Source organism: Erythrobacter sp. (genome assembly GCF_011765465.1).
Classification (GTDB): domain Bacteria; phylum Pseudomonadota; class Alphaproteobacteria; order Sphingomonadales; family Sphingomonadaceae; genus Erythrobacter.
On the sequence record NZ_CP050265.1, the window covers coordinates 490,163 to 509,336 of the forward strand.

Annotated in this window: 21 protein-coding genes; 11 read left to right on the plus strand and 10 right to left on the minus strand. The window is 67.9% G+C overall.

What is annotated here, in order from left to right; all coding sequences use genetic code 11:
* Positions 1–5 precede the first annotated feature (5 nt).
* From plsX to G9473_RS02340, 4 genes are all read left to right on the plus strand, one after another.
* Positions 6–1,094: a phosphate acyltransferase PlsX gene (gene plsX / locus G9473_RS02325; RefSeq protein ID WP_291135602.1), complete on the plus strand. Its 1,089-nt coding sequence runs from the start codon at positions 6–8 to the stop codon at positions 1,092–1,094.
* Positions 1,091–2,056, plus strand: a complete 966-nt coding sequence (locus tag G9473_RS02330) for a beta-ketoacyl-ACP synthase III (RefSeq protein ID WP_291135603.1) — start codon at positions 1,091–1,093, stop codon at positions 2,054–2,056. Before plsX ends, G9473_RS02330 begins: the two co-directional genes overlap by 4 nt.
* Before the next feature lie 94 nt (positions 2,057–2,150).
* Complete coding sequence (locus G9473_RS02335) at positions 2,151–2,453, plus strand: integration host factor subunit alpha (protein ID WP_172800992.1); 303 nt, start codon at positions 2,151–2,153, stop codon at positions 2,451–2,453.
* A 5-nt stretch (positions 2,454–2,458) separates the two neighbouring features.
* Positions 2,459–2,887: a MerR family transcriptional regulator gene (locus tag G9473_RS02340; protein WP_291135607.1), complete on the plus strand. Its 429-nt coding sequence runs from the start codon at positions 2,459–2,461 to the stop codon at positions 2,885–2,887.
* 4 nt (positions 2,888–2,891) lie between these two features.
* Here the strand turns inward: G9473_RS02340 and smc are convergent, their stop codons facing one another.
* The 4 genes from smc to G9473_RS02360 all read right to left on the minus strand — a co-directional run bounded on the left by smc (position 2,892) and on the right by G9473_RS02360 (position 8,515).
* Complete coding sequence (smc, locus tag G9473_RS02345) at positions 2,892–6,314, minus strand: chromosome segregation protein SMC (RefSeq protein ID WP_291135609.1); 3,423 nt, start codon at positions 6,312–6,314, stop codon at positions 2,892–2,894.
* Positions 6,315–6,327: 13 nt separating this feature from the next.
* Positions 6,328–7,110 carry a thioredoxin domain-containing protein gene (locus G9473_RS02350; RefSeq protein WP_291135611.1) on the minus strand — a complete coding sequence of 261 codons (783 nt, stop codon included), beginning with the start codon at positions 7,108–7,110 and terminating at the stop codon, positions 6,328–6,330.
* Between the two features lie 92 nt (positions 7,111–7,202).
* A complete protein-coding gene (locus G9473_RS02355) occupies positions 7,203–7,964 on the minus strand; it encodes a thioredoxin domain-containing protein (RefSeq protein ID WP_291135613.1) in 762 nt (253 codons plus the stop codon).
* Positions 7,961–8,515: a DUF721 domain-containing protein gene (locus G9473_RS02360; protein ID WP_291138174.1), complete on the minus strand. Its 555-nt coding sequence runs from the start codon at positions 8,513–8,515 to the stop codon at positions 7,961–7,963. The genes G9473_RS02355 and G9473_RS02360 overlap by 4 nt, the downstream gene beginning before the upstream one ends.
* Positions 8,516–8,544: 29 nt before the next feature.
* On the opposite strand from G9473_RS02360, the gene G9473_RS02365 reads away from it, so the two are divergent.
* Positions 8,545–9,591 (plus strand): A/G-specific adenine glycosylase, encoded by a 1,047-nt coding sequence (locus tag G9473_RS02365; RefSeq protein WP_291135615.1) that lies wholly within the window; start codon positions 8,545–8,547, stop codon positions 9,589–9,591.
* Here G9473_RS02365 and G9473_RS02370 read toward each other — a convergent pair.
* Positions 9,588–9,809 carry a hypothetical protein gene (locus G9473_RS02370; RefSeq protein WP_291135617.1) on the minus strand — a complete coding sequence of 74 codons (222 nt, stop codon included), beginning with the start codon at positions 9,807–9,809 and terminating at the stop codon, positions 9,588–9,590. The two genes, G9473_RS02365 and G9473_RS02370, sit on opposite strands and share 4 nt — an antisense overlap.
* A 129-nt stretch (positions 9,810–9,938) precedes the next feature.
* On the opposite strand from G9473_RS02370, the gene G9473_RS02375 reads away from it, so the two are divergent.
* From G9473_RS02375 to G9473_RS02385, 3 genes are read left to right on the plus strand one after another with little or no spacing between them, the layout of a single operon-like run.
* Complete coding sequence (locus tag G9473_RS02375) at positions 9,939–11,255, plus strand: serine hydrolase (RefSeq protein WP_291135619.1); 1,317 nt, start codon at positions 9,939–9,941, stop codon at positions 11,253–11,255.
* Entirely contained in the window at positions 11,255–12,157 is a 903-nt protein-coding gene (nudC, locus tag G9473_RS02380; RefSeq protein ID WP_291135621.1) for an NAD(+) diphosphatase, read from the plus strand. Before G9473_RS02375 ends, nudC begins: the two co-directional genes overlap by 1 nt.
* Positions 12,154–12,849: a DsbA family oxidoreductase gene (locus G9473_RS02385; RefSeq protein ID WP_291135624.1), complete on the plus strand. Its 696-nt coding sequence runs from the start codon at positions 12,154–12,156 to the stop codon at positions 12,847–12,849. The genes nudC and G9473_RS02385 overlap by 4 nt, the downstream gene beginning before the upstream one ends.
* A 147-nt stretch (positions 12,850–12,996) precedes the next feature.
* Here G9473_RS02385 and G9473_RS02390 read toward each other — a convergent pair whose 3' ends face one another.
* Positions 12,997–13,410 carry a DUF6640 family protein gene (locus G9473_RS02390; protein WP_291135626.1) on the minus strand — a complete coding sequence of 138 codons (414 nt, stop codon included), beginning with the start codon at positions 13,408–13,410 and terminating at the stop codon, positions 12,997–12,999.
* Positions 13,411–13,428: 18 nt separating this feature from the next.
* A complete protein-coding gene (locus G9473_RS02395; protein WP_291135628.1) occupies positions 13,429–13,677 on the minus strand; it encodes a hypothetical protein in 249 nt (82 codons plus the stop codon).
* 145 nt (positions 13,678–13,822) lie between these two features.
* On the opposite strand from G9473_RS02395, the gene G9473_RS02400 reads away from it, so the two are divergent.
* A complete protein-coding gene (locus G9473_RS02400) occupies positions 13,823–14,503 on the plus strand; it encodes an HdeD family acid-resistance protein (RefSeq protein WP_291135630.1) in 681 nt (226 codons plus the stop codon).
* On the opposite strand, the gene G9473_RS02405 is transcribed toward G9473_RS02400, so the two are convergent.
* The 3 genes from G9473_RS02405 to mgtE are packed head-to-tail and all read right to left on the minus strand — an operon-like array spanning position 14,500 to position 17,167.
* Positions 14,500–14,889, minus strand: a complete 390-nt coding sequence (locus tag G9473_RS02405; protein ID WP_291135632.1) for a DUF1489 domain-containing protein — start codon at positions 14,887–14,889, stop codon at positions 14,500–14,502. The genes G9473_RS02400 and G9473_RS02405 overlap by 4 nt on opposite strands.
* A 31-nt stretch (positions 14,890–14,920) precedes the next feature.
* The gene (locus G9473_RS02410; RefSeq protein ID WP_291135634.1) at positions 14,921–15,676 is read right to left on the minus strand and encodes a glucose 1-dehydrogenase; all 756 of its coding nucleotides are present in this window, start codon (positions 15,674–15,676) and stop codon (positions 14,921–14,923) included.
* 33 nt (positions 15,677–15,709) lie between these two features.
* A complete protein-coding gene (gene mgtE / locus G9473_RS02415) occupies positions 15,710–17,167 on the minus strand; it encodes a magnesium transporter (protein ID WP_291135636.1) in 1,458 nt (485 codons plus the stop codon).
* 105 nt (positions 17,168–17,272) lie between these two features.
* Between mgtE and G9473_RS02420 the strand changes: the two genes are divergently transcribed.
* A complete protein-coding gene (locus tag G9473_RS02420; protein WP_291135638.1) occupies positions 17,273–17,737 on the plus strand; it encodes a peptidylprolyl isomerase in 465 nt (154 codons plus the stop codon).
* 89 nt (positions 17,738–17,826) lie between these two features.
* Positions 17,827–19,161 (plus strand): tRNA (N6-isopentenyl adenosine(37)-C2)-methylthiotransferase MiaB, encoded by a 1,335-nt coding sequence (gene miaB, locus G9473_RS02425; protein WP_291135640.1) that lies wholly within the window; start codon positions 17,827–17,829, stop codon positions 19,159–19,161.
* The last annotated feature ends 13 nt before the right edge of the window (positions 19,162–19,174 follow it).

Below are 19,174 nucleotides of genomic sequence, written 5' to 3' on the forward strand. Positions count from 1 at the left end.
AGCGCATGAGCCTCCCGCGTATCGCCGTTGACGCGATGGGCGGCGACGAAGGCGTGCGCGTCATGGTCGAGGGCGCCGCGATCGCCCGCCGCCGGCATGAGGGATTCAAGTTCCTGCTGGTCGGCGACGAGGCGCGGATCAAGCAGGCGCTCGAACACCACCCGGGCATGGCCGGAGCTTCCGAAATCCTCCACTGCGAGGACGTGGTCGGCGGCGACGAACTGCCCAGCCGCGCGATCCGCCGGGCCAAGACCACCAGCATGGGGCTTGCCGTAAACGCCGTGAAATCGGGCGAGGCCGGGGCCGCGGTCAGCGCGGGCAACACCGGCGCGCTGATGGCGATGAGCAAGATCGCCCTGCGGACGCTGCCTGGGATCGATCGGCCCGCGCTGGCCGCGCTGCTCCCGACCTTGCAGGAACACGACGTCGTCATGCTCGACCTCGGCGCCAACACCGAAGCCGACGCGCGCAACCTCGTCCAGTTCGCGGTCATGGGCGCGGCCTATTCGCGCATCGTCAACGGCTTCGAGAAACCGCGCGTGCGCCTGCTCAACATCGGCACCGAAGAGATCAAGGGCACCGAGCCGTTGCGCGATGCGGCCGCGCGCCTGCAGGCCGCGACCGCGCGCGAGGACAGCGAACTGGCGCTCGAATTCGACGGCTTCGTCGAATCGGACAAGATCAACCGGGGTGAAACCCATGTCGTCGTGACCGACGGCTTTTCGGGCAATATCGCATTGAAGGCGATCGAGGGTTCGGCCCGCTTTGTCACCGACCTGCTGCGTCAGGCATTCACCTCCTCGCTGCGCTCCAAAATCGGCTTTCTCGTCTCGCGCCCTGCGACCGAATTGCTCAAGCATCATCTCGACCCCAACAACCACAATGGTGCGGTCTTCCTCGGCCTCAACGGGGTGGTGGTGAAAAGCCACGGCAGCGCCACCGCGGGCGGGGTCGCCAATGCCGTCGCGGTCGCCGCGCGCCTGCTCGAGAACAAGCTGACCGAACGCATCGCCCGCGACCTCGCCGAGATCGGGGAGGATGCCTTCAAGGAAAACGGGCGCGAGAACGGCCAGCAGGGCGAGGCGGCTGCGTGAGCGGTTCGCGGCTGCTCGGCTCGGGTTCGGCCCTGCCGCGGCGCGTCGTCACCAATGACGAGCTCGCCGCCAAGGTCGACACCAGCGATGAATGGATCGTCGAGCGCACCGGCATTCGCCAGCGCTATATCGCGGGCGAGGGCGAGACCACCGCGACCCTGGCGACCGATGCCGCGCGCGCGGCGCTGGCCGATGCCGGGCTGGAAGCGCGCGACATCGACCTCATCGTGCTGGCGACAGCCACCCCCGACAACACCTTCCCCGCGACCGCGACCAAGGTCCAGCACGCATTGGGCTGCAACGGCGGGATTGCCTTCGACGTGGCGGCGGTGTGTTCGGGCTTTCTTTACGCGCTGACCGTTGCCGATTCGATGCTGCGCGCGGGCAATGCGCGGCGCGCGTTGGTGATCGGGGCGGAGACGTTCAGCCGGATCCTCGACTGGAGCGACCGCACGACCTGCGTGCTGTTCGGGGACGGCGCGGGGGCGGTCGTGCTCGAAGCGCCGGGCGAGAACAGCGAAGGGCGCGGCGTGCTCGCAAGCCGCCTCCACGCCGACGGCGCGCAGCACGACCTGCTCTATGTCGATGGCGGGCCCTCGACCACGCAGACGGTCGGACACTTGCGCATGAAAGGGCGCGAGGTGTTCCGCCACGCGGTCGTCAACCTTTCCGAAGTCCTCAACGAAGTGCTTGAAGAGGCGAAGGTTTCCGCCGAGGAAATCGACTGGGTCGTGCCGCACCAGGCCAATGCCCGAATTCTCGATGCGACCGCGAAGAAGCTCGGCATCCCGCCCGAAAAGGTGATCGTCACGGTGCAGGATCACGCCAACACCTCGGCTGCTTCCGTCCCGCTCGCCTTCGACACCGCGCGGCGCGACGGGCGCATCAAGCCGGGCGACCTCGTCATGTTCGAGGCGATGGGCGGCGGCTTCACCTGGGGCGCGAGCCTGGTGAGACTCTGAGGCGGTGACGGCGGCGCTGCGGCGCATTGCCAAAACCGCGCAAGTCATTATGATACAAGGCTCCCCAAGGGTCGCGCCGCGGAGGAGTTTGGGCATGATGCGTTCGGTTGGCACCCTTACCCGCGCCGATCTGGCGGAGACGATCAATCGCAAGATGGGTTTGAGCCGGGCGGAATCGCTCGACCTCGTCGAGGCCATCCTCGAAAAGATGTGCGATGCGCTTGCCGATGGCGAGAACGTCAAGATTTCCGGCTTCGGCAGTTTCGTGCTGCGCGACAAGAATGAGCGGATCGGCCGCAATCCCAAGACCGGGGTCGAGGTCCCGATCACCCCGCGCCGGGTGATGACCTTCCGTGCGAGCCAGCTGCTCAAGGAACGCATCGCGAAAGGCGCCTGACGCGCATGGCGCAGTTCGAGGACGGCAAGGATGAGGGCGCGCTGCGCACCATCGGCGAGGTGTCCGAGGCGCTCGGGATCAAGCCGCACGTGCTGCGCTACTGGGAACAGCAATTCGCTCTGCTCAAACCTCTGAAACGCAGCGGAGGGCGGCGCTATTACCGGCAAAGCGATGTCGCGCTGGTCGAGACGATCGACCGGCTGGTGAACCGCGAAGGCTACACGCTGAAGGGGGCCGAAGCGGTGCTGCGCGCGCAGACGAAATCCGAATATGACCGTCGGCGCGGGGGCGAACGCCGCGCGGGCGACCGGCGGGCTTCCGCCGAAACGCAATCGCCGGGCGGGCCCGGCCCCGAGGCTGCGCCCAAACTCGCCGAAACGCTGGCCGGGCTGAAACGCGTGCGCGACAGGCTCGCCCGCGCGCTCGAAGCCTGAACGCCTATTCCGCCGCCATCAGCTCCGCTTCGCCAAGGTCGACGCTGACGAGGCGCGAAATCCCCTTTTCCGCCATCGTAACCCCGAACAGGCGGTGCATTCGGCTCATCGTGACCGCGTTGTGGGTGACGATGAGGTAGCGCGTGCTGGTCGTGCGGACCATCGAATCGAGCAGGTCGCAGAACCGCTCGACATTGGCATCGTCCAAGGGCGCGTCGACCTCGTCGAGAACGCAGATCGGCGCGGGATTGGTCAGGAACAGGGCGAAGATCAGCGCGGTCGCGGTCAGCGCCTGTTCCCCGCCCGAAAGGAGGGAGAGCGATTGCAGCCGCTTGCCCGGCGGCTGGGCGTAGATCTCCAGCCCGGCTTCGAGTGGATCGTCCGAATCGACGAGAGCAAGGTGCGCCTGCCCGCCCTGGAACAGGCGGGTGAACAGGATGCGGAAATGGCCGTCGACTTCCTCGAAAGCGGCGCGCAGCCGCTCGCGGCCTTCGCGGTTGAGATTCCCGATCGAGCCGCGCAGCCGGGCGACCGCTTCGGTCAGTTCGGCCTGTTCGCTCGCGTTCGTGCCGTGCTCCTCCTCGATCCGCGCGAGTTCCTCGGCGGCGACGAGGTTGACCGGGCCGATCCGCTCGCGGCTGGCGACGAGCTTGTCGAGCGCTTCGGATTCCTCGCTTGCCGGCTTCACATCGTCCTCAGCGAAACCGAATTTCTCCGCCAATAGCGGGGGCGGGCACTGGAAGCGTTCGCCCGAGACGCGCGCCATTTCGCTCCGGCGGGCTTCCTCGTTCTCGGCCCGCGCGGCGAGCGTCGCGCGGCCCTCGCGCGCCTGCGCCAGCGCTTCGGTCGCATCGGCCAGCACGCGCTCGACATCGCCGAGCGCGTCCTGTGCAAGCTGCATCGCCTCCTCGGCTGCGGCGAGGTCTTTTGCCAGCCGTTCGCGCACCGCATCGCCCTGTTCGATCTCGGCCATCAGCGCGGCGGGCTTGGCGGCGTGGACGGCGCGCTCCTCCTCGATTTCCTCGAGCCGCCGCGCCGCCTCCGACATCCGCCGCGCGGCATCGGAAGAGCGCGCCTGCCAGCTCGCATGGTCCGATTTCTGCGCTGCAAGCCGCTCGCGCGCGACCGCGAGTGACTGGTCGTGCGAGGCGAGGCGGGCGAGGGTGGACTGGACCGCGGAACGCGCCGCCTCGTTCTTCGCCTGCGCCGCCTCGAGCGCGGCGCGGCCCGCATCGGGCGGCGGCAGTTCGGCACGCTTCGCCTGTGCGGCTTCGACCTCAGCCTCGGCGGCGGCAAGCTGCTCGGCGAGATCTTCTTCGCTCTCCGCCAGTTCGGCGAGGCGCGCGGCGATCCGCTCCTTCGCCGCCTCGGCCTGATCGAGAGCGCGCCACGCTTGCCGCTCGGCCTCGATCCGCCCGGCAAGGTCGCGTTCGAGCGCGACAAGCGCGGATTGCAGCGCGGACAATTCCTCGCGCGCGGCGGTTTCGGTCGCGGCGGCATCTTGCGCGGCCGCGCGCAAGGCGGGGAGCTGTTCTTCCAGTTCCGCCAGCCGGTTCGCCGCTTCCAGCCGCGCGGCTTCCGCCGAGCCTTCCCCGCGCGCCACGAAGCCGTCCCACCGGCGCAAGTGGCCCGCTTTCGTCACCAGCCATTCGCCCGGGGCGAGGGCGCGCCCGTCGTCTTCCTCAGCGACATGGACCAGCGCGAGCCGGGCGGCGAGCTCGGCGGGGCAATCGGTCACATGGGCGAGCAGGCTGCCTGCGACCGGCTCCGGCGCCTTGCTGCCCGTCCAGAAGCGCCCTTCGGCCCCAGCCTCCGGCGCGCCCAGCGGTGACTTGGCATCGCGCCCCAGCACCGCGGCGAGAGCGCGCTCATAACCCTTGGCGACCGCGACCCGATCGAGCGCCAGCGGAAGCCCGGCGCGGCCCTTCTCACGCTTCTCGCGCGCCTCGCGGTCCCGGACCAGCGCGTTGTGTTCGCGCTCGATCCCCGCCAATTCGGCCTTTGCAGCAGCGAGCGCGGTCGACGCCTCGTCGCGCGCCGCCTGCAATTCGGCCTTGCGCGCCTGCTCGGCCTCGATCCGCTCGCGCATCCGGGCGACTTCGCCGGCCGCCTCTTCCGCCGCCTCGCGCGCGTCGCGCACGGCAGCGTCGAGATCCTCGCCGCCTGCCAGTTCGGCGCGGGTCCGGTCCAGCCGCTCGCGCTCCGCCGTGAGCCGGGCGAGGCGTGCCTCGGCCTGTTCGATCGCCGCTTCGGCGACGCGCCATTCGGCCTCGACCCCGGCGTGGTCGGCGGTCGCTTTCGCCAGTGCGAGTTCGGCGGCGCGGCTCGCGCGCTCGGCCTTTTCGGAGGCTTCGGCGATTTCGGGCCGCGCTGCCTCGGCCTCCTCGACCGCCTTGCGGCTCTCCTCGAGTTCGCGGGAGAGGCGGGACAGCGCCTCGACCGCGTCGGTGGTCAGCCGGTCGGCGTCCTCGCGGTCGGCTTCGAGCCGTTCGCGCTGGCGTGTGAGGTCTTTCAGCCGCGCCTCGGCGGCTTCGAGCTTTTCGGACAGGGCGGCCATGCGGTGCCCGTGCGCGCTCGCATCGTCGCGGCGGTCGGCGAGTTCGTCGCGCGCGGCCGCAAGAGCCTTGGCCGCCTCGGCCTGTTCCTTCTGCGCCTCGGCCACTGCGCCTTGCGCCTCGGCCACGCGCGCCTCGGCGCCTTGCGCAGCGGCGCGCGCTTCCTTGGCCGAGTGCGCCGCGTCGCGCCAACGCGCGAACAGCAAGCGCGCTTCGGAAGTCGCAATTTCTTCCGAGAGCGCTTTGTAGCGTTCGGCCTGCTTCGCCTGCCGCCGCAGCGAATTCATCTGCGCGTCGAGCCCGGCCATGAGGTCTTCCAGCCGGGCGAGGTTGGCTTCGGTCTGGCGCAGCTTGCTCTCCGCATCCTTGCGCCGGACGTGGAGCCCCGCGATCCCCGCCGCTTCCTCGAGCATGGCGCGGCGTTCGGCGGGCTTGGCGGCGATCACCTGCGCGATCTTGCCCTGACTGACGAGCGCGGGCGAATGCGCTCCGGTCGCGGCATCGGCGAAGGTCAGCGCCACGTCCTTCGCCCGCACGTCGCGCCCGTTGACGCGGTAGGCGCTGCCCGCCCCGCGCTCGATCCGGCGGGTGACGACCAGTTCCTCGCCCGCATCGTCCTTTGCGTGAAGCACGACTTCTGCGAAGGCGCGCGGGGGACGGGTTGAAGTGCCCGCGAAGATCACGTCCTCCATCCCGCCCGAGCGCATGGACTTGGGGCTGTTCTCGCCCATCACCCAGCGGATCGCCTCGAGCAGGTTGGACTTGCCGCAGCCATTCGGCCCGACGACGCCGGTCAGGCCCGGCTCGATGCGCAGTTCAGCCGGCTCGACGAAGCTCTTGAAACCGCTGAGCTTGAGCCGGCTGATCTCCATCGACGCGTTTCGCTTACTCGGCCGGCCGCGCGCCGGCGTTCTGGAGCGCGGGTTCGACCGCAGCCCAGACCGTGCCGTCCACGCGCTTGCCATTGACGAAGAAGGTCGGCGTGCCGGTGATCTCGTCTTCCTGGGCGACCGTTTCGGCCTGTTCGACCATGGCCTTCACCGTGTCGAAATCCGACAGGCACATCCGCGCCTGGTCGGCAGGAAGTCCGCGCGCCGCGAAGAAATCGATGAAACCCGCAAGCTCTGCGATCCGGACGAGGCGCTGGTCGTCGGGCAGGTTGCCGGTGGCCTGGATCGCCTCGGGGTTCTGCTGGACGCCGGCCATGACCTGGCCGAGATTGGCCCAGACCTCGTCCGAGAGAGCATGGGCGCGCTCCGGCCCGCCGCACTGGACGAGCGTGGCGAGGACCGGATCGATGAAGTTGAGGAAGACCTCGCGCTGTTCCAGGCTTACCACCCCGGTCGAGATGTAATCCTGCTTGAGCGGCGGCTTGCCCTCTGCCGAGAAAGTCCCGCAATGGCCGCAGGTGTGCGAGGCGTATTCGACCAGCTTGATGGGCGCATCCGGGTTGCCGAGCACGAAGCCGCCTTCTTCCGACAGCGTCACCGTATCGGTCCACGACGTGCCTTCGGGCGCGGCGATCGGATCGATCGGGCCGGAGGTGCTTGCGGCGGTATCGCCTTCCTCACCGCCGCACGCGGCAAGCGCGAGGGCGAGCGGGGCGACGGCCAGCAGGCGGCGGAACGAAAAGCGGGTCGAATTCATCTCGGAAACAGTCCTTGTCACTGGCGAAAGGTTACAGGGTCGCATCGCGCGCTCAATAGCGGGGCAGGGCGCACTTGTGCACAAATATGTGGGCAGGCGGCCTGAACGGGGCCTTATTCGCTTCCCGTGCCCGTGGAGGCGCTTTCGGGCCCATAGGCCGCCGCCAGCACGCCGCGCAGCGCCTGCCAGTCATGCACGCCCTTGAGCAGGGCGCCGTCGAGCGCGAAGCTCGGCGTGCCGCGGATGCCCAGTTCGGCGCGGTCGGCATTGCTGTTGTCGACCAGCCGCTTGGCCGCCGCATCGTCCATCAGGCAGGCGTTGATTTCGGACAGGCTCATGCCCCGGTTCGCCAGCGTGTCGTCGAGATCGAGCGCGCGCGCCGCGCTGAGCCGCGCCTGCGCCGTTCCGCGCGCCCAGGCGGCCTGCTGGCTTTGCGGGGCATTGGCCGCGCGCGAAAGCCACTCGTCCTGCGTATAGAGGAACAGGCGGTGGCGGTCCTTGAAGCCTGCCGGATCGCCGCACTGGGCGAGCAGGGTCACGGTCATGTCGAGCCAGTTGCGGATCACCGGGCGCACTTCCACCCCGAGCTTGCCCGGCGCGACGAGGACGAGGTCCATCGAAGGGCCCGCCTGTTTCGCGAAATCGGCGCAATGGGGGCAGGTGTAGCTGATGAATTCGCTCAGCCGCGCCTCGGCATCGGGATTGCCGATGAGAAATCCGCGCTCGGTCCGCGCGATCTCGGCCTGCCAGGCTTTCTTCGGTGTGGTGTCGACGAAATCGCTGTCCGGGTTGGAAAGGTCCTGTTCCTGCGCCGCAGCGGGCACGCCCAGCGCGGCGGCGGCTACGGCGGCGAGTGCGGTCACTATCGCTTTCACGTTTCGTCCTTCCTGGTCTGCTCGTTCGCGTCGAAACTGCGCGCGAGCGATTCGAGCACGGTGCGCAGTTCCGGGTCGCCGATATCGCGCAGGCTGTCGCCCAGTTCCATCGGGATGGGTTTGAGCGAAGGCGGCGGCTTTGCCGGCCTGTCAGCAGACGGAGCCTTAACCGCGCCTTGCCGGATCTTCACCCGCGCCACCGCGCGGTAGCCGAAGAAGCGGTTGACCCGCTCGATGATCTCCGGGGTGACCTGCTGGATCAGCGGGGCATGGGCGGGCGCGACGACGAGCTGCAGCGTGCCTTCGGCGCGCTCGCCGGGCGGGAAGCGGATCGCCTCGGGGCTGCATACCCGTGCGTGCTGGGGGCCGACGATCTCGTGCCAGCGGGTGACGACCGAGCTTTGCACGAAGCCGAAGCGGCGAAAGGCGGTGCGGCCGATTTCGGGCATGAGGTCGCCGATCGCCTTCGCCCCGCCGCCGCGCGGGCGCTGATAGGGCTGGGCGGATTTCTTCACGCCCTTCGCCTTCGGTTTCTCGCTGCCTGTTCCCATGACAGGCCGGGCCATGCCATAGGCCAGGCGTGACCGCCAGCATCTCCGACGCGCTTCTCGACTGGTACGACCGCAGCGCCCGCGCCTTGCCGTGGCGTCTGCCCCCCGGCGAACCGCTGCCGAACGACCCGGCGTGGCCCTATCGCGTGTGGCTGTCGGAGGTCATGCTCCAGCAGACCACTGTGGCGGCGGTGAAGCCCTATTTCGAAACGTTCACGCGGCGCTGGCCCACGGTCGAGGCGCTCGCGGCGGCGGGCGAGGACGAGGTGATGGCCGCATGGGCGGGGCTGGGCTATTATTCGCGCGCGCGCAATCTCGTCAAATGCGCGCGGGAAGTCGCGGCGCGGGGCGGCTTTCCGGATACCGAGGAAGAACTGCGCGCGCTCCCCGGCCTCGGCGCCTACACCGCTGCCGCGATCGCCGCGATTGCCTTCGGACGGCGCGCCGTGGTGGTCGATGCCAATGTCGAGCGGGTGGCGGCGCGGCTCTTCGCTATTGCCGAGCCGCTGCCAGGCGCGCGCAAGGCGATCCGCCAGCGCGCCGAGGCGATCACGCCCGATGCCCGAGCGGGCGATTTTGCGCAGGCGATGATGGACCTTGGCTCGCAGGTCTGCACCACGAAAGCGCCGCGATGCCTGCTTTGCCCGCTTTCGGCGCAATGCGAAGGGCGCGCGCAGGGCATTGCCGAAAGCCTGCCGGTCAAGCCGCCGAAGAAGGCCAAGCCCGAACGCCGCGGGACCGCCTTCTGGATCGAGCGCGTGAACGGGGCGGGCGCGGAGGTCTGGCTCGTAACGCGGCCGGGGAGGGGGATGCTCGGCGGGATGCGTGCGCTGCCCGACGATGGCTGGTCGGCGCGCGCCGACGGGTCGGGCGAGGCTCCGGTGACGGGCGTAGCGGAAGAGCTCGGCGCGGTGCGCCACACCTTCACCCACGCACACCTCACGCTTTCGGTGCGGCGGATCGAGGGCGAGCCCGGGGGCGAGGGGGAATGGTGGCCGGTGGAGCGGCTGGATGAGGCGGGCCTGCCGACGCTTTATGTCAAGGCGGCGCGGCTCGCGCTCGCGCGCGAAGACTAGAAGATACCACCGCCCAGCATCAGCCGCACGACCGCGATCAGCAGCACGACGAGGCAGAAATTGCGTCCCCCGTCCTGCGACGACAGTGCGCCGAGGACGACCCCGAGCACGATGATCGGCAGCGCGATCCAGTTGGCCGCGCCGAGCAGCGGAAGCTGCGCCGGGATGACGATGACGAGGCTGAGAAGGCCGACGAGATAGGCGAGGGCGTTGAGCATGTGTGTTATATAGATAGCACACTCGCGCGGCGCAAGGCGGCTCTGCCAAGCAGCCGATTGACCCTTCGGCCCGAGTCCCGCACACAGCACCGGGACCAATCAGCTGCATTTGCCGGAGATTCTTCGCCCATGGCTTTTCGCGATTTCGATTCCCCCGATGTCTCGCGCCGTTCGCTCTTGCGCCTCACCGGATACGGCGCTGCCGCCGCCGCGCTTTCGGGCCTGCCTTTCGGCCGCGTTCTGACCGCGCACGACGTATCGGAAAGCTGGCCCAATGTTGCCGCGCTCGCCGAACGCTATGTCTCCAAGGGCAAGCTCGCCAACATGCTCCTGACCTTCGGCTGGCGGAAGGACGAGCACGCCCACCTTGTTGCGCGCGGCACTCTTACCGCGGGCGGCACGGCTCAGGCGGATGAGGATTCGCTCTATCGCATCTATTCGATGACCAAGCCGATCACCGGCATGGCGGCTATGACGCTGGTGGACGAGGGCAAGCTGGGCCTCGACCAGCCGTTGCACGACATCCTGCCCGTCTTTCGGGATATGCAGGTGCTGCTCGATCCCGAAGGCCCGCTCGACCGGGTCGAACCCGCGATCCGGCCGATCACGATCCGTCAGCTGATGACCCACACTTCCGGCCTCGGTTACGACATCGTCTCGAAGGGTCCGCTCCAGCAGGCTTATCGCGACGCGGGCGTCGTCAGCGGGCAGGTCAGCAAGATGCCGATCCCGGGCTTTCCCGACGTGACGCCCGCGCCGGGGCTGGAAGCCTTCGCCGACCGGCTCGCCGAAATCCCGCTGATGTACCAGCCCGCGACCAAGTGGAGCTATTCCTTCGGGCTCGACGTGCTCGGCCGCGTGATCGAAGTCGTCTCGGGGCAGAGTTACGACGCCTTCCTGCAGGAGCGGTTCTTCGGCCCGCTCGGCATGACCAGCACCTTCTTCCGCGTGCCGCAAAGCGAGGTTTCCCGCCTCACCACGAATTACGGCATTCTCAACGGCACGCCGCTGCCGCTCGACCTTGCGAGCAATTCGATCTTCGCCGAGCAACCGCCGATCCTGTGGGGCGGTTCGGGCCTCGTTTCGACCCCGCGCGATTACGACCGTTTCCTCAACATGGTGCTCAATCACGGGATGTTCGAAGGAAAGCGCGTGATGGGCGAACTCGCTGTGCGCGTGGGCACGTCCGATCTCATACCCGCCACGGTCGACAAGACCGGATCCTGGTCGGAAAACGAAGGGCATGGCGCGGGCGGGCGCGTGCGCGGGCGGACCTGGGGCTGGGGCGGCGCCGCGGGCACGATCGCCGCGGTCGATTACGGCCTCGGCCTTCGCACCACGCTGTTCACGCAATATATGCCGAGCGAAGCCTATCCCGTGCGCGAGGAGTTCCTCGCCGCGCTCGAGGCCGACCTTGAAGGCATCAACGGCAAGAAGGCGGCCTGATGTCCTATCCCGCGCCTGCCGATTCGCCCGCCGGAGCCCCGATCGCCTTCGCCGGTTCGCCGATCGACCGGGCGGACCATATCCGCACCGATCCCGCCGCGCTCGGCAACCTGATGAACTGGCGCGCGCGGGTGATGAACCTCGACGGCCTGCTGCCCGAATTCGACGACGAGGGGCGGCTGCTGTGGCATACCATCGCCGACGTTGCGGAAGATGCCGAGCTCGTCTTCCTCGGCCTGATCGACGACAAGGCGCACTTCGCGCCCGTGCCGATGGACGGCTTTTCCGGCCCCGCCATGCCGCGAGCGTGGCAGGCGATGCAGATGCTCCAGCCGGAAGATCTCGCGCTTTACGGCGGGGCGAGGAGCCTCGTCGACTGGCACGCGCGGCACCGGTTCTGCGCCAATTGCGGCTCGCCCACGAAGCTTGCGAAGGGCGGCTGGCAGCGGAACTGCGACAATTGCGGCGCGCAGCATTTCCCGCGCACCGACCCGGTCACGATCATGCTGGTCGAGCACGAGGACAAGCTCCTCCTCGGTCGCCAGCCGCGCTTCCCGCCGCGGATGTATTCCGCGCTCGCGGGCTTCGTCGAACCGGGCGAGACGATCGAGGAAGCCGTCGCGCGCGAGGTGCAGGAGGAAGCGGGTGTCGCGGTGCGCGACGTGCGCTATCTTGCAAGTCAGCCCTGGCCGTTTCCGAGCCAGCTGATGATCGGCTGCACGAGCATTGCCGACGATCCGACGCTGACCATCGACGAGACGGAGCTCGACGATGCGCGCTGGTTCACCCGCGAGGAGCTCGAAGACGCGCGCCGCGCGGGGGCGGAGGGCAACGAACTGCTGATCTTCCCGCAGAAATTCGCGATCGCCCATCGCCTCATCACATGGTGGCTCGACCGATGACCGACCGACTGACCATCGACATCTATTCCGACGTCGTGTGCCCGTGGTGCGCGATCGGCTACGGCCAGCTGACCAAGGCGCTGGCCGAGCTCGAAGGTGAAATCGAAGCCGAGGTGCGCTGGCGGCCCTTCGAACTCAATCCCGACATGGCGAAGGAGGGCGAGGAGCAGGAAGCGCACCTGCAGCGCAAATACGGACGTTCGGCGGAAGAGGGCGCGGCGGTGCGCGGACGGATGAAGGAAATCGCGGCAAGCGCGGGCGTATCGCTGTCGTATGAGGGCGCCGACGGGGACGGGGGCGAAGCGCCGCCGGCGATGATGTGGAACACGCGCGACTGCCACAAGCTGCTCGGTTTCGCGCTCGAACAGGCGGGACCGCAGGTACAGACGGAGCTCAAGCTCGCCCTGTTCAAGGCCCACTTCAACCACCGAGCCGACCTGTCCGACCGCGCGCGGCTGCTCGACATTGCGGCGAGTGTCGGCCTCCACCGCGAGGCGGCGAAGGCGGCGTTGGAAGACTCCGATCTCGAAGCGCGCATTCTGGCCGAGGAGCGGCAGGCGTGGGACCTCAACATTACCGGCGTCCCCGCGATGATCGTCAACGGCAAGTTCCTGATCGCCGGCGCGCAGGCTCCGGAAACCTATGTCAATGCGCTGCGGCGGGTGGCGGAAAAGAGCCGGGCGGCGGGCTAGGCGCAGCGGGCGTGGAGTTCGATCCTCTGATGATCGCGCTCGCCACGTTTTGCGTCTGGGGCGCTCGACTTTCACTACCGCGATCTCGATCGCTGGGTCGAAGAGCGTTTCGGCGGGGACCTCCTCCGCGTCCACACCGTTCCGAGCCTAATTGCGGCGCATGACCAGCCAGGTCGCGGCGGCGAGCATCGCAGCCCCCACCCCGAATCCGATAAGGTTGCTGTTCACACCGAAAACGAGGATCTCGTGCTCCCTCCCCGCAAGCGCGCCGCCATAGGCTGGCATGGCTAGCGCGGCGAGGCCGAAGGGTGCGAGCGCTGTCCAGCCGATCGCCGCCGCGACCGCGAGATTGGCCCGCGCATCGGCGGGCTTTCCGCGCCAGGTCATGACCAGCATCACCAGTGCCAGCGCGGCGAGCACCAGCACCAGCCAGACGGTGTGAAACCGGGCATGGGCGGGCCAATCCGGATTGAAGGCATGGCTCATCGACAGGTCGGTTACGAACGGCGCCAGGCCGAAGCCCAGCGCCGTCGCGGTGAGAAGTAACCGGGCGAGCAGCATTGCAACGCCTCAGTAGCGTCAGTCGTCCTGTTTGCCCTGCTTGATCTTGTGCATGGTCTTCGGACCCTTTCGCGCATCGTCCTCGGGATTGTCGGAGCCGATTTCGGGCTCGCGATTGTCGGGATCTCTCGCGCTTTTCGTCTCGTCGCGCTTGCCGACGCGGCGATTGACCTCGCCTCCCGATGAGCCGGACTGCGAAGGGGTTTCGCCCTCGGTCAGCTCGTCGATGAGGTCGTTGTCGGGCTGGCGGCTCTGGCGTTCGGGCATGATGTCTCTCCTTTGTGAGACCAATGGCCGGGGCCGGGGCGATGTTCCGAGCGTTACGGGCCGGGACACAAACCGCACGTCCGTGCGTTTCAGTGCAAGGACAAGCGGCAAGAATAGCCGCGAGAGGACGCATGGGAGGAGAGCCATGAACACGACTGCCAGCGATGCCACCACCGGCACGCCTTCGGATGCCGATACAAACCCGGCCGAGCAGACCCCGCCCCCGCGGAGCGACACGACCGACCCCGTCGTCGGTGCGATGCCCGATCCGACCCGCGCCATCCCGAAGCAGGGCGAGCTGGGGCGCGGCTGGTTCATCGCGCTCGGCGTGCTGCTGGTTCTGACCGGGGCTGGGGCGCTCGTATTCCCGCTTGCGGTGGCGCTGTCGGTCAATCTGCTGGTCGGGATCACGCTGCTGATCGGCGGGGTGCTGACGCTTGCCCATGCGTTCCGCGCGAAGGGGTGGAAGGGTCGCGCGCTGACGGCGCTGCTGGGCCTGCTCTATGTCGCGGGCGGCCTGTTCTTCCTCGCTGACCCGCTTGCCGGAATGTTCACCCTCGCGATCATGCTCGGCGCCTTCTTCGCCGCCGACGGGGTCGCGCGGCTGATGCTCGCCCTCCGCCTGAGGCCCGAAGGGGCGTGGTGGCTGTTCCTCGCCTCCGGCCTGCTGTCGCTGCTGATCGGGGTGATGCTGTTCTTCGGCATGGCAACGGGGCTGTCGATCGCCTTTCTTGGCATCCTCGTGGGCGTGAACCTGATCTTCGCGGGCGTGTCCTATGTCTGCTGCAGGGGCGTCGACGGCGACCGCGAGACCGCGGCAGCCTAGATCAGCGCCAGCTTTTCGAGCTTCGCCGCAAGCTTGCCGGGCAGGGTGTCGCCGATGTCCTCGCCCTCGGCGAGGTCGCGCGGCGGTTCGCCCTTGAGATAGCGCCAGCCCTGGTGCGCGCGTTTCGGGCGAGGGTGGACGCGGATCAGCTTGGGTTCGAGGTCGATGTTCCAGCGCCCGTCGCTCGTTTCCGAAAAGCCCAGGATGCGCGAACGCGCGACGAGCTGGTGGTTGAGGATCCAGTAGAGCGAGCCGCCCACCAGTTCATCGGCCCGCTTGGGGCGATAGCGGGTGGTGAGCGCGATCCGTTTGCGGCCCTCGTACCAGCCTGCAAGGTCGGCATAGCTCTTCGCCCCGAAAGCGATCTTGGTCATGTGAAGCGGCATGAACGCCAATGTGGCGACCGCTCGGGCGCGGTCAAGCGATCGACAGGCCGCCGTCCACGATGAAGGGCGCGCCGGTGGCGAAGCGGCTTTCATCGCTGGCGAGATAGACGATCAAGTGCGCAATGTCCTCGGGCTCGCCCATGTGGCCGACCGGCTGGGCGATGCTGAAGGCTTCGCGCGTGGCATCGGGATCGGGTGTCCCGGCGATGACGCTTTCGACATTGGGGGTGAGGATCGTCCCCGGCTGGACCGAGTTCACGCGGATGCCGTTCTGCTCGCGCGCGCACCACAGCGCGATCGACTTGGTCAGCATCGGCACGGCGGCCTTGGCGCTGTTGTATGCGACGAGGTCCGCGCTCGGCTTGTTCCCGGCGGCGCTCGAGAAATTGACGATCGACCCGCCGCCCGATTTCGCCATCAGCGGGATCGCTGCCTTGCAGCCCATGAAGATCGAATCGACATCGACGGTGTAGCAGCGGCGGAAATCCTCCACGCCGATGTCCATGATCGAGCCGAAGACGGTGATCGCGGCGTTGTTCACCAGCACGTCGAGCCGGCCGTGGTCGCGTTCGACTTCGTCGATGACTTCGAGCCAGCGGTCCCAGTCGGTCACGTCCTGCTGGATGAAACCGCAGCCGAGATCCTGCGCCGTCGCGCGGCCCGCGGCCTCGTCGATGTCGGTGATGACGACACTCGCGCCCTCGGCCACCAGCGCCTTCGCCGCGGCCTTGCCAAGCCCCATCGCGCCGCCGGTCAGCAGCACCACCTTGCCAGAAACCCGTCCCATTCCCTCACTCCCTCTCCTGATGGAGCGAAGGAGCTAGAGCGAGGCGAGCCCGCTTGCCACTGCCAAACCTAGGAAGGCGAAGAAGCCCATCGAATCGGTAATCATCGTGACGAACACGCTGGAGGCGACCGCCGGGTCCTGCCCCAGCCGCTCGAAGATCACCGGAACCAGCACGCCCGCAAGCCCCGCGACTGCGATGTTGATGACCATGGCCGCCGCGATCACCGCGCCCATCATGGGCGAGAAAAGAAGTCCCGCCGCGATCCCGATCAGCACCGCGACCGTCGCCCCGTTGAGCAGCGCGACGCGCATCTCGCGCCACAATATCCGCCGCGTGTTCGACCTCGTCAGCTGGTTCGTCGCGATCGCGCGGACCGAGACCGCCATCGTCTGCGTGCCCGCATTGCCGCCGATGCTGGCAACGATCGGCATCAGCACGGCGAGCGCGACCAGCTGCTCGATGGCCGCGCCGAACAGGGCGATGATCGCGCTCGCGACCACCGCCGTGCCGAGATTGGCGACCAGCCAGCGCACGCGGCTCGAATAGGCTTCGCGGATCGGCTCGTTGATGTCGCCGTCGCCCGCGCCCGACATCAGCAGGGCGTCCTCGCCCGCTTCCTCGGAGATGATGTGCACGACGTCGTCGACCGTCATCTGGCCTACCAGCCGCCCGCTCTCGTCCACCACGGCGGCGGAGATCAGCGCGTATTTCTGGAACATCAGCGCGACCTCCTCCTGGTCCATCGTGACCGGGATAAGCGTCTGGTCGCGCTTCATGATGTCGGTGAGCTTGACCCAGCGCGGCGCTGTGAGAATCCAGTTGAGCGCGCACGAGCCCACCGGGTGATGCGCCGCGTCGATCACGAAGACCTCGTGGAAGTCGTGCGTGAAATCGCCGTTCTCGCGCAGGTAGTCGATGAGGTCGCCGACCGTCAGGTGCTCCGGAACCGCCATCACGTGGCGGTTCATCAGGCGCCCGGCGGTCTCTTCGGGATAGGACAGCGCCGAATTGACCACCACCTGCGTTTCGGGCTGCAGGTTGGCGATGATCGCGCGCTGATCCTCCTCGTCGAGGTCTTCGAGCAGCTGCACCGCGTCGTCGGTTTCGAGCTGCTGCGCGATCAGCGCCACCGCCTGCGCGGGCAGGGCGGTCATCATCTCGCCGCGCACGAAATCGTTGAGTTCGGCGATGACCTCGACCGTCATCAGGTCGGTGATCGCGCTCGCCAGCTCCTCGCGCTCGCTACGGTCGAGCAGTTCGAGAAGGTCCGCGATGTCCGCCGGGTGGAGCGGCTCGACGAGGTCGTAGACCGCGCCCTTGTCGCCTTCCTCCAGCGCCTCGCGCACCGCGCCGACATATTCGGGCTTGAGCCGGTTTTCCTCGTCGTGGCGCTCGTCGTCGATGCGGTCGTCGGGACGCACGTCGTCCTCGAGCGCATCGGCCAGCAGCACGGCGTCCCTTTCGGACGTGTTGTCGGAGGGGTCGACCATGCGCCCCGGTCTAGGGACAGGGCTTGGAAAAGCAAGGTGCTGCGGGGTGACAGGCGCGTCATGGCCGCTATACCTGCGCGCCGATTTCAAACGGGAGATTCACGCATGGCCAATGAGACCCTCACCCTCACGCTCGACACCGGCAACGGGGAGGGCGGCGATGTCGTGATCAAGCTGCGCCCCGACCTCGCGCCGGGTCATGTCGAGCGGATTACCGAGCTTGCCAAGGAGGGCTTCTACGACGGCGTCGTCTTCCACCGCGTGATCCCAGGCTTCATGGCGCAGGGCGGCGATCCGACCGGGACCGGCACGGGCGGCAGCGACCGGCCCGACCTCAAGGCCGAATTCAGCGACGAGCCGCACGTGCGCGGCGTGTGCTCGATGGCCCGCACGCCTAACCCGGACAGCGCGAATTCGCAGTTCTTCATCGTCTTCGACGACGCGACCTTCCTCGACAAGCAGTACACCGTCTGGGGCCAGGTCGAGAGCGGCATGGAACACGTCGACGCCCTGCCCAAGGGCGAGCCGCCGGCGAACCCGGGCAAGATCGTCAAGGCGAGCGTTTCCTGACGACACCGCAGGTTCACGCGGAAGCAGGGGGCTTCGATGGTCTGCGATTTGTTGAACGCGCAGCCCATTGGCGCTAAGGGCGCGCGCTCATGAAACGGCAAACGCCCCCCCAGACCTACCGGGTCAAGAGCTTCGGCTGCCAGATGAACGTCTATGACGGCGAGCGCATGGGCGAGTTGCTCAGCGCGCGCGGCATCCGGCCTGCGGCGGAAGGCGAGGAGGCGGATCTCGTCGTCCTCAATACCTGCCACATTCGCGAGAAGGCCGCCGAGAAGGTCTATTCGGACATCGGCCGGCTGAAGAAGGAAGACGGCTCCAAGCCCCTGATCGCGGTCGCCGGCTGCGTCGCGCAGGCGGAGGGAGAGGAGATCATGGCGCGCGCTCCGGCGGTCTCCATGGTGGTCGGCCCGCAGGCCTATCATCGCCTGCCCGAAATGCTCGACCGCGCGGTGAAGGGCGAGCGCGCGACCGACACCGATATGCCCGCCATCGCCAAGTTCGATGCGCTGCCGCAGCGTAAAAAGCGCGCGCCCAATGCCTTCCTCACCGTGCAGGAGGGCTGCGACAAGTTCTGCACCTATTGCGTCGTGCCCTATACCCGCGGCGCGGAAATCTCGCGTCCCTTCAGCGACCTCGGTGAGGAAGCTCGTAGGCTGGTCGAGGCAGGCGCGAAGGAGATCACGCTGCTCGGCCAGAACGTCAACGCCTGGTCCGGCGAGGACGACAAGGGCCGCGCGGTGGGGCTTTCCGGGCTCATCTGCGCGCTCGCCGAAATCGACGGGCTGGAACGCATCCGCTACACCACATCGCACCCCAACGACATGGAAGACGACCTCATCGCAGCCCACGGCGAGGTCGACAAGCTAATGCCCTACCTCCACCTGCCCGTGCAGGCGGGGAGCGATAGGGTGCTGAAAGCCATGAACCGCCAGCACACGGCTGAAAGCTACCTCAAGCTCCTCGAGCGCTTCCGCGCGGCGCGCCCCGACATCGCGCTGTCGGGCGATTTCATCGTCGGCTTTCCCGGCGAGAGCGAGGCTGAATTCGAGGAAACGCTCAGCCTCGTGGACGAGGTCCGCTACGCCCACGCCTTCAGCTTCAAGTATTCCCCGCGCCCCGGCACGCCCGCCGCGACGATGGAGAACCAGCTTCCGCGCGAAGTCATGGACGAGCGGCTCCAGCGCCTACAGGCCCGGCTCAATCGCGACCAGCTCGCTTTCAATGAAGCGAGCGTGGGCCAGACCTGCACCGTCCTCGTCGAGCGCAAGGGCAAGCATCCCGGCCAATGGCTCGGCAAGTCGCCGTGGCTGCAGAGCGTATGGTTCGAAGGTGATGCCGCAATCGGCGACATCGTTACCGTCGAACTCGCAGAGGCAGGGCCGAATTCGATGCGCGGGCTCCTGATGGAAAACGCGCTCGCCTGACGTGGCTTCGCCG

Excerpts from the sequence above, each read along its gene's own strand:
- plsX (WP_291135602.1), top strand. The coding sequence starts at position 6 with ATGAGCCTCCCGCGTATCGCCGTTGACGCGATGGGCGGCGACGAAGGC.
- G9473_RS02335 (WP_172800992.1), top strand. The coding sequence starts at position 2,151 with ATGATGCGTTCGGTTGGCACCCTTACCCGCGCCGATCTGGCGGAGACG.
- G9473_RS02340 (WP_291135607.1), top strand. The coding sequence starts at position 2,459 with ATGGCGCAGTTCGAGGACGGCAAGGATGAGGGCGCGCTGCGCACCATC.
- smc (WP_291135609.1), bottom strand. The coding sequence starts at position 6,314 with ATGGAGATCAGCCGGCTCAAGCTCAGCGGTTTCAAGAGCTTCGTCGAG.
- G9473_RS02360 (WP_291138174.1), bottom strand. The coding sequence starts at position 8,515 with ATGGGAACAGGCAGCGAGAAACCGAAGGCGAAGGGCGTGAAGAAATCC.
- G9473_RS02370 (WP_291135617.1), bottom strand. The coding sequence starts at position 9,809 with ATGCTCAACGCCCTCGCCTATCTCGTCGGCCTTCTCAGCCTCGTCATC.
- G9473_RS02375 (WP_291135619.1), top strand. The coding sequence starts at position 9,939 with ATGGCTTTTCGCGATTTCGATTCCCCCGATGTCTCGCGCCGTTCGCTC.
- nudC (WP_291135621.1), top strand. The coding sequence starts at position 11,255 with ATGTCCTATCCCGCGCCTGCCGATTCGCCCGCCGGAGCCCCGATCGCC.
- G9473_RS02385 (WP_291135624.1), top strand. The coding sequence starts at position 12,154 with ATGACCGACCGACTGACCATCGACATCTATTCCGACGTCGTGTGCCCG.
- G9473_RS02390 (WP_291135626.1), bottom strand. The coding sequence starts at position 13,410 with ATGCTGCTCGCCCGGTTACTTCTCACCGCGACGGCGCTGGGCTTCGGC.
- G9473_RS02395 (WP_291135628.1), bottom strand. The coding sequence starts at position 13,677 with ATGCCCGAACGCCAGAGCCGCCAGCCCGACAACGACCTCATCGACGAG.
- G9473_RS02400 (WP_291135630.1), top strand. The coding sequence starts at position 13,823 with ATGAACACGACTGCCAGCGATGCCACCACCGGCACGCCTTCGGATGCC.
- G9473_RS02405 (WP_291135632.1), bottom strand. The coding sequence starts at position 14,889 with ATGCCGCTTCACATGACCAAGATCGCTTTCGGGGCGAAGAGCTATGCC.
- G9473_RS02410 (WP_291135634.1), bottom strand. The coding sequence starts at position 15,676 with ATGGGACGGGTTTCTGGCAAGGTGGTGCTGCTGACCGGCGGCGCGATG.
- mgtE (WP_291135636.1), bottom strand. The coding sequence starts at position 17,167 with ATGGTCGACCCCTCCGACAACACGTCCGAAAGGGACGCCGTGCTGCTG.
- G9473_RS02420 (WP_291135638.1), top strand. The coding sequence starts at position 17,273 with ATGGCCAATGAGACCCTCACCCTCACGCTCGACACCGGCAACGGGGAG.
- miaB (WP_291135640.1), top strand. The coding sequence starts at position 17,827 with ATGAAACGGCAAACGCCCCCCCAGACCTACCGGGTCAAGAGCTTCGGC.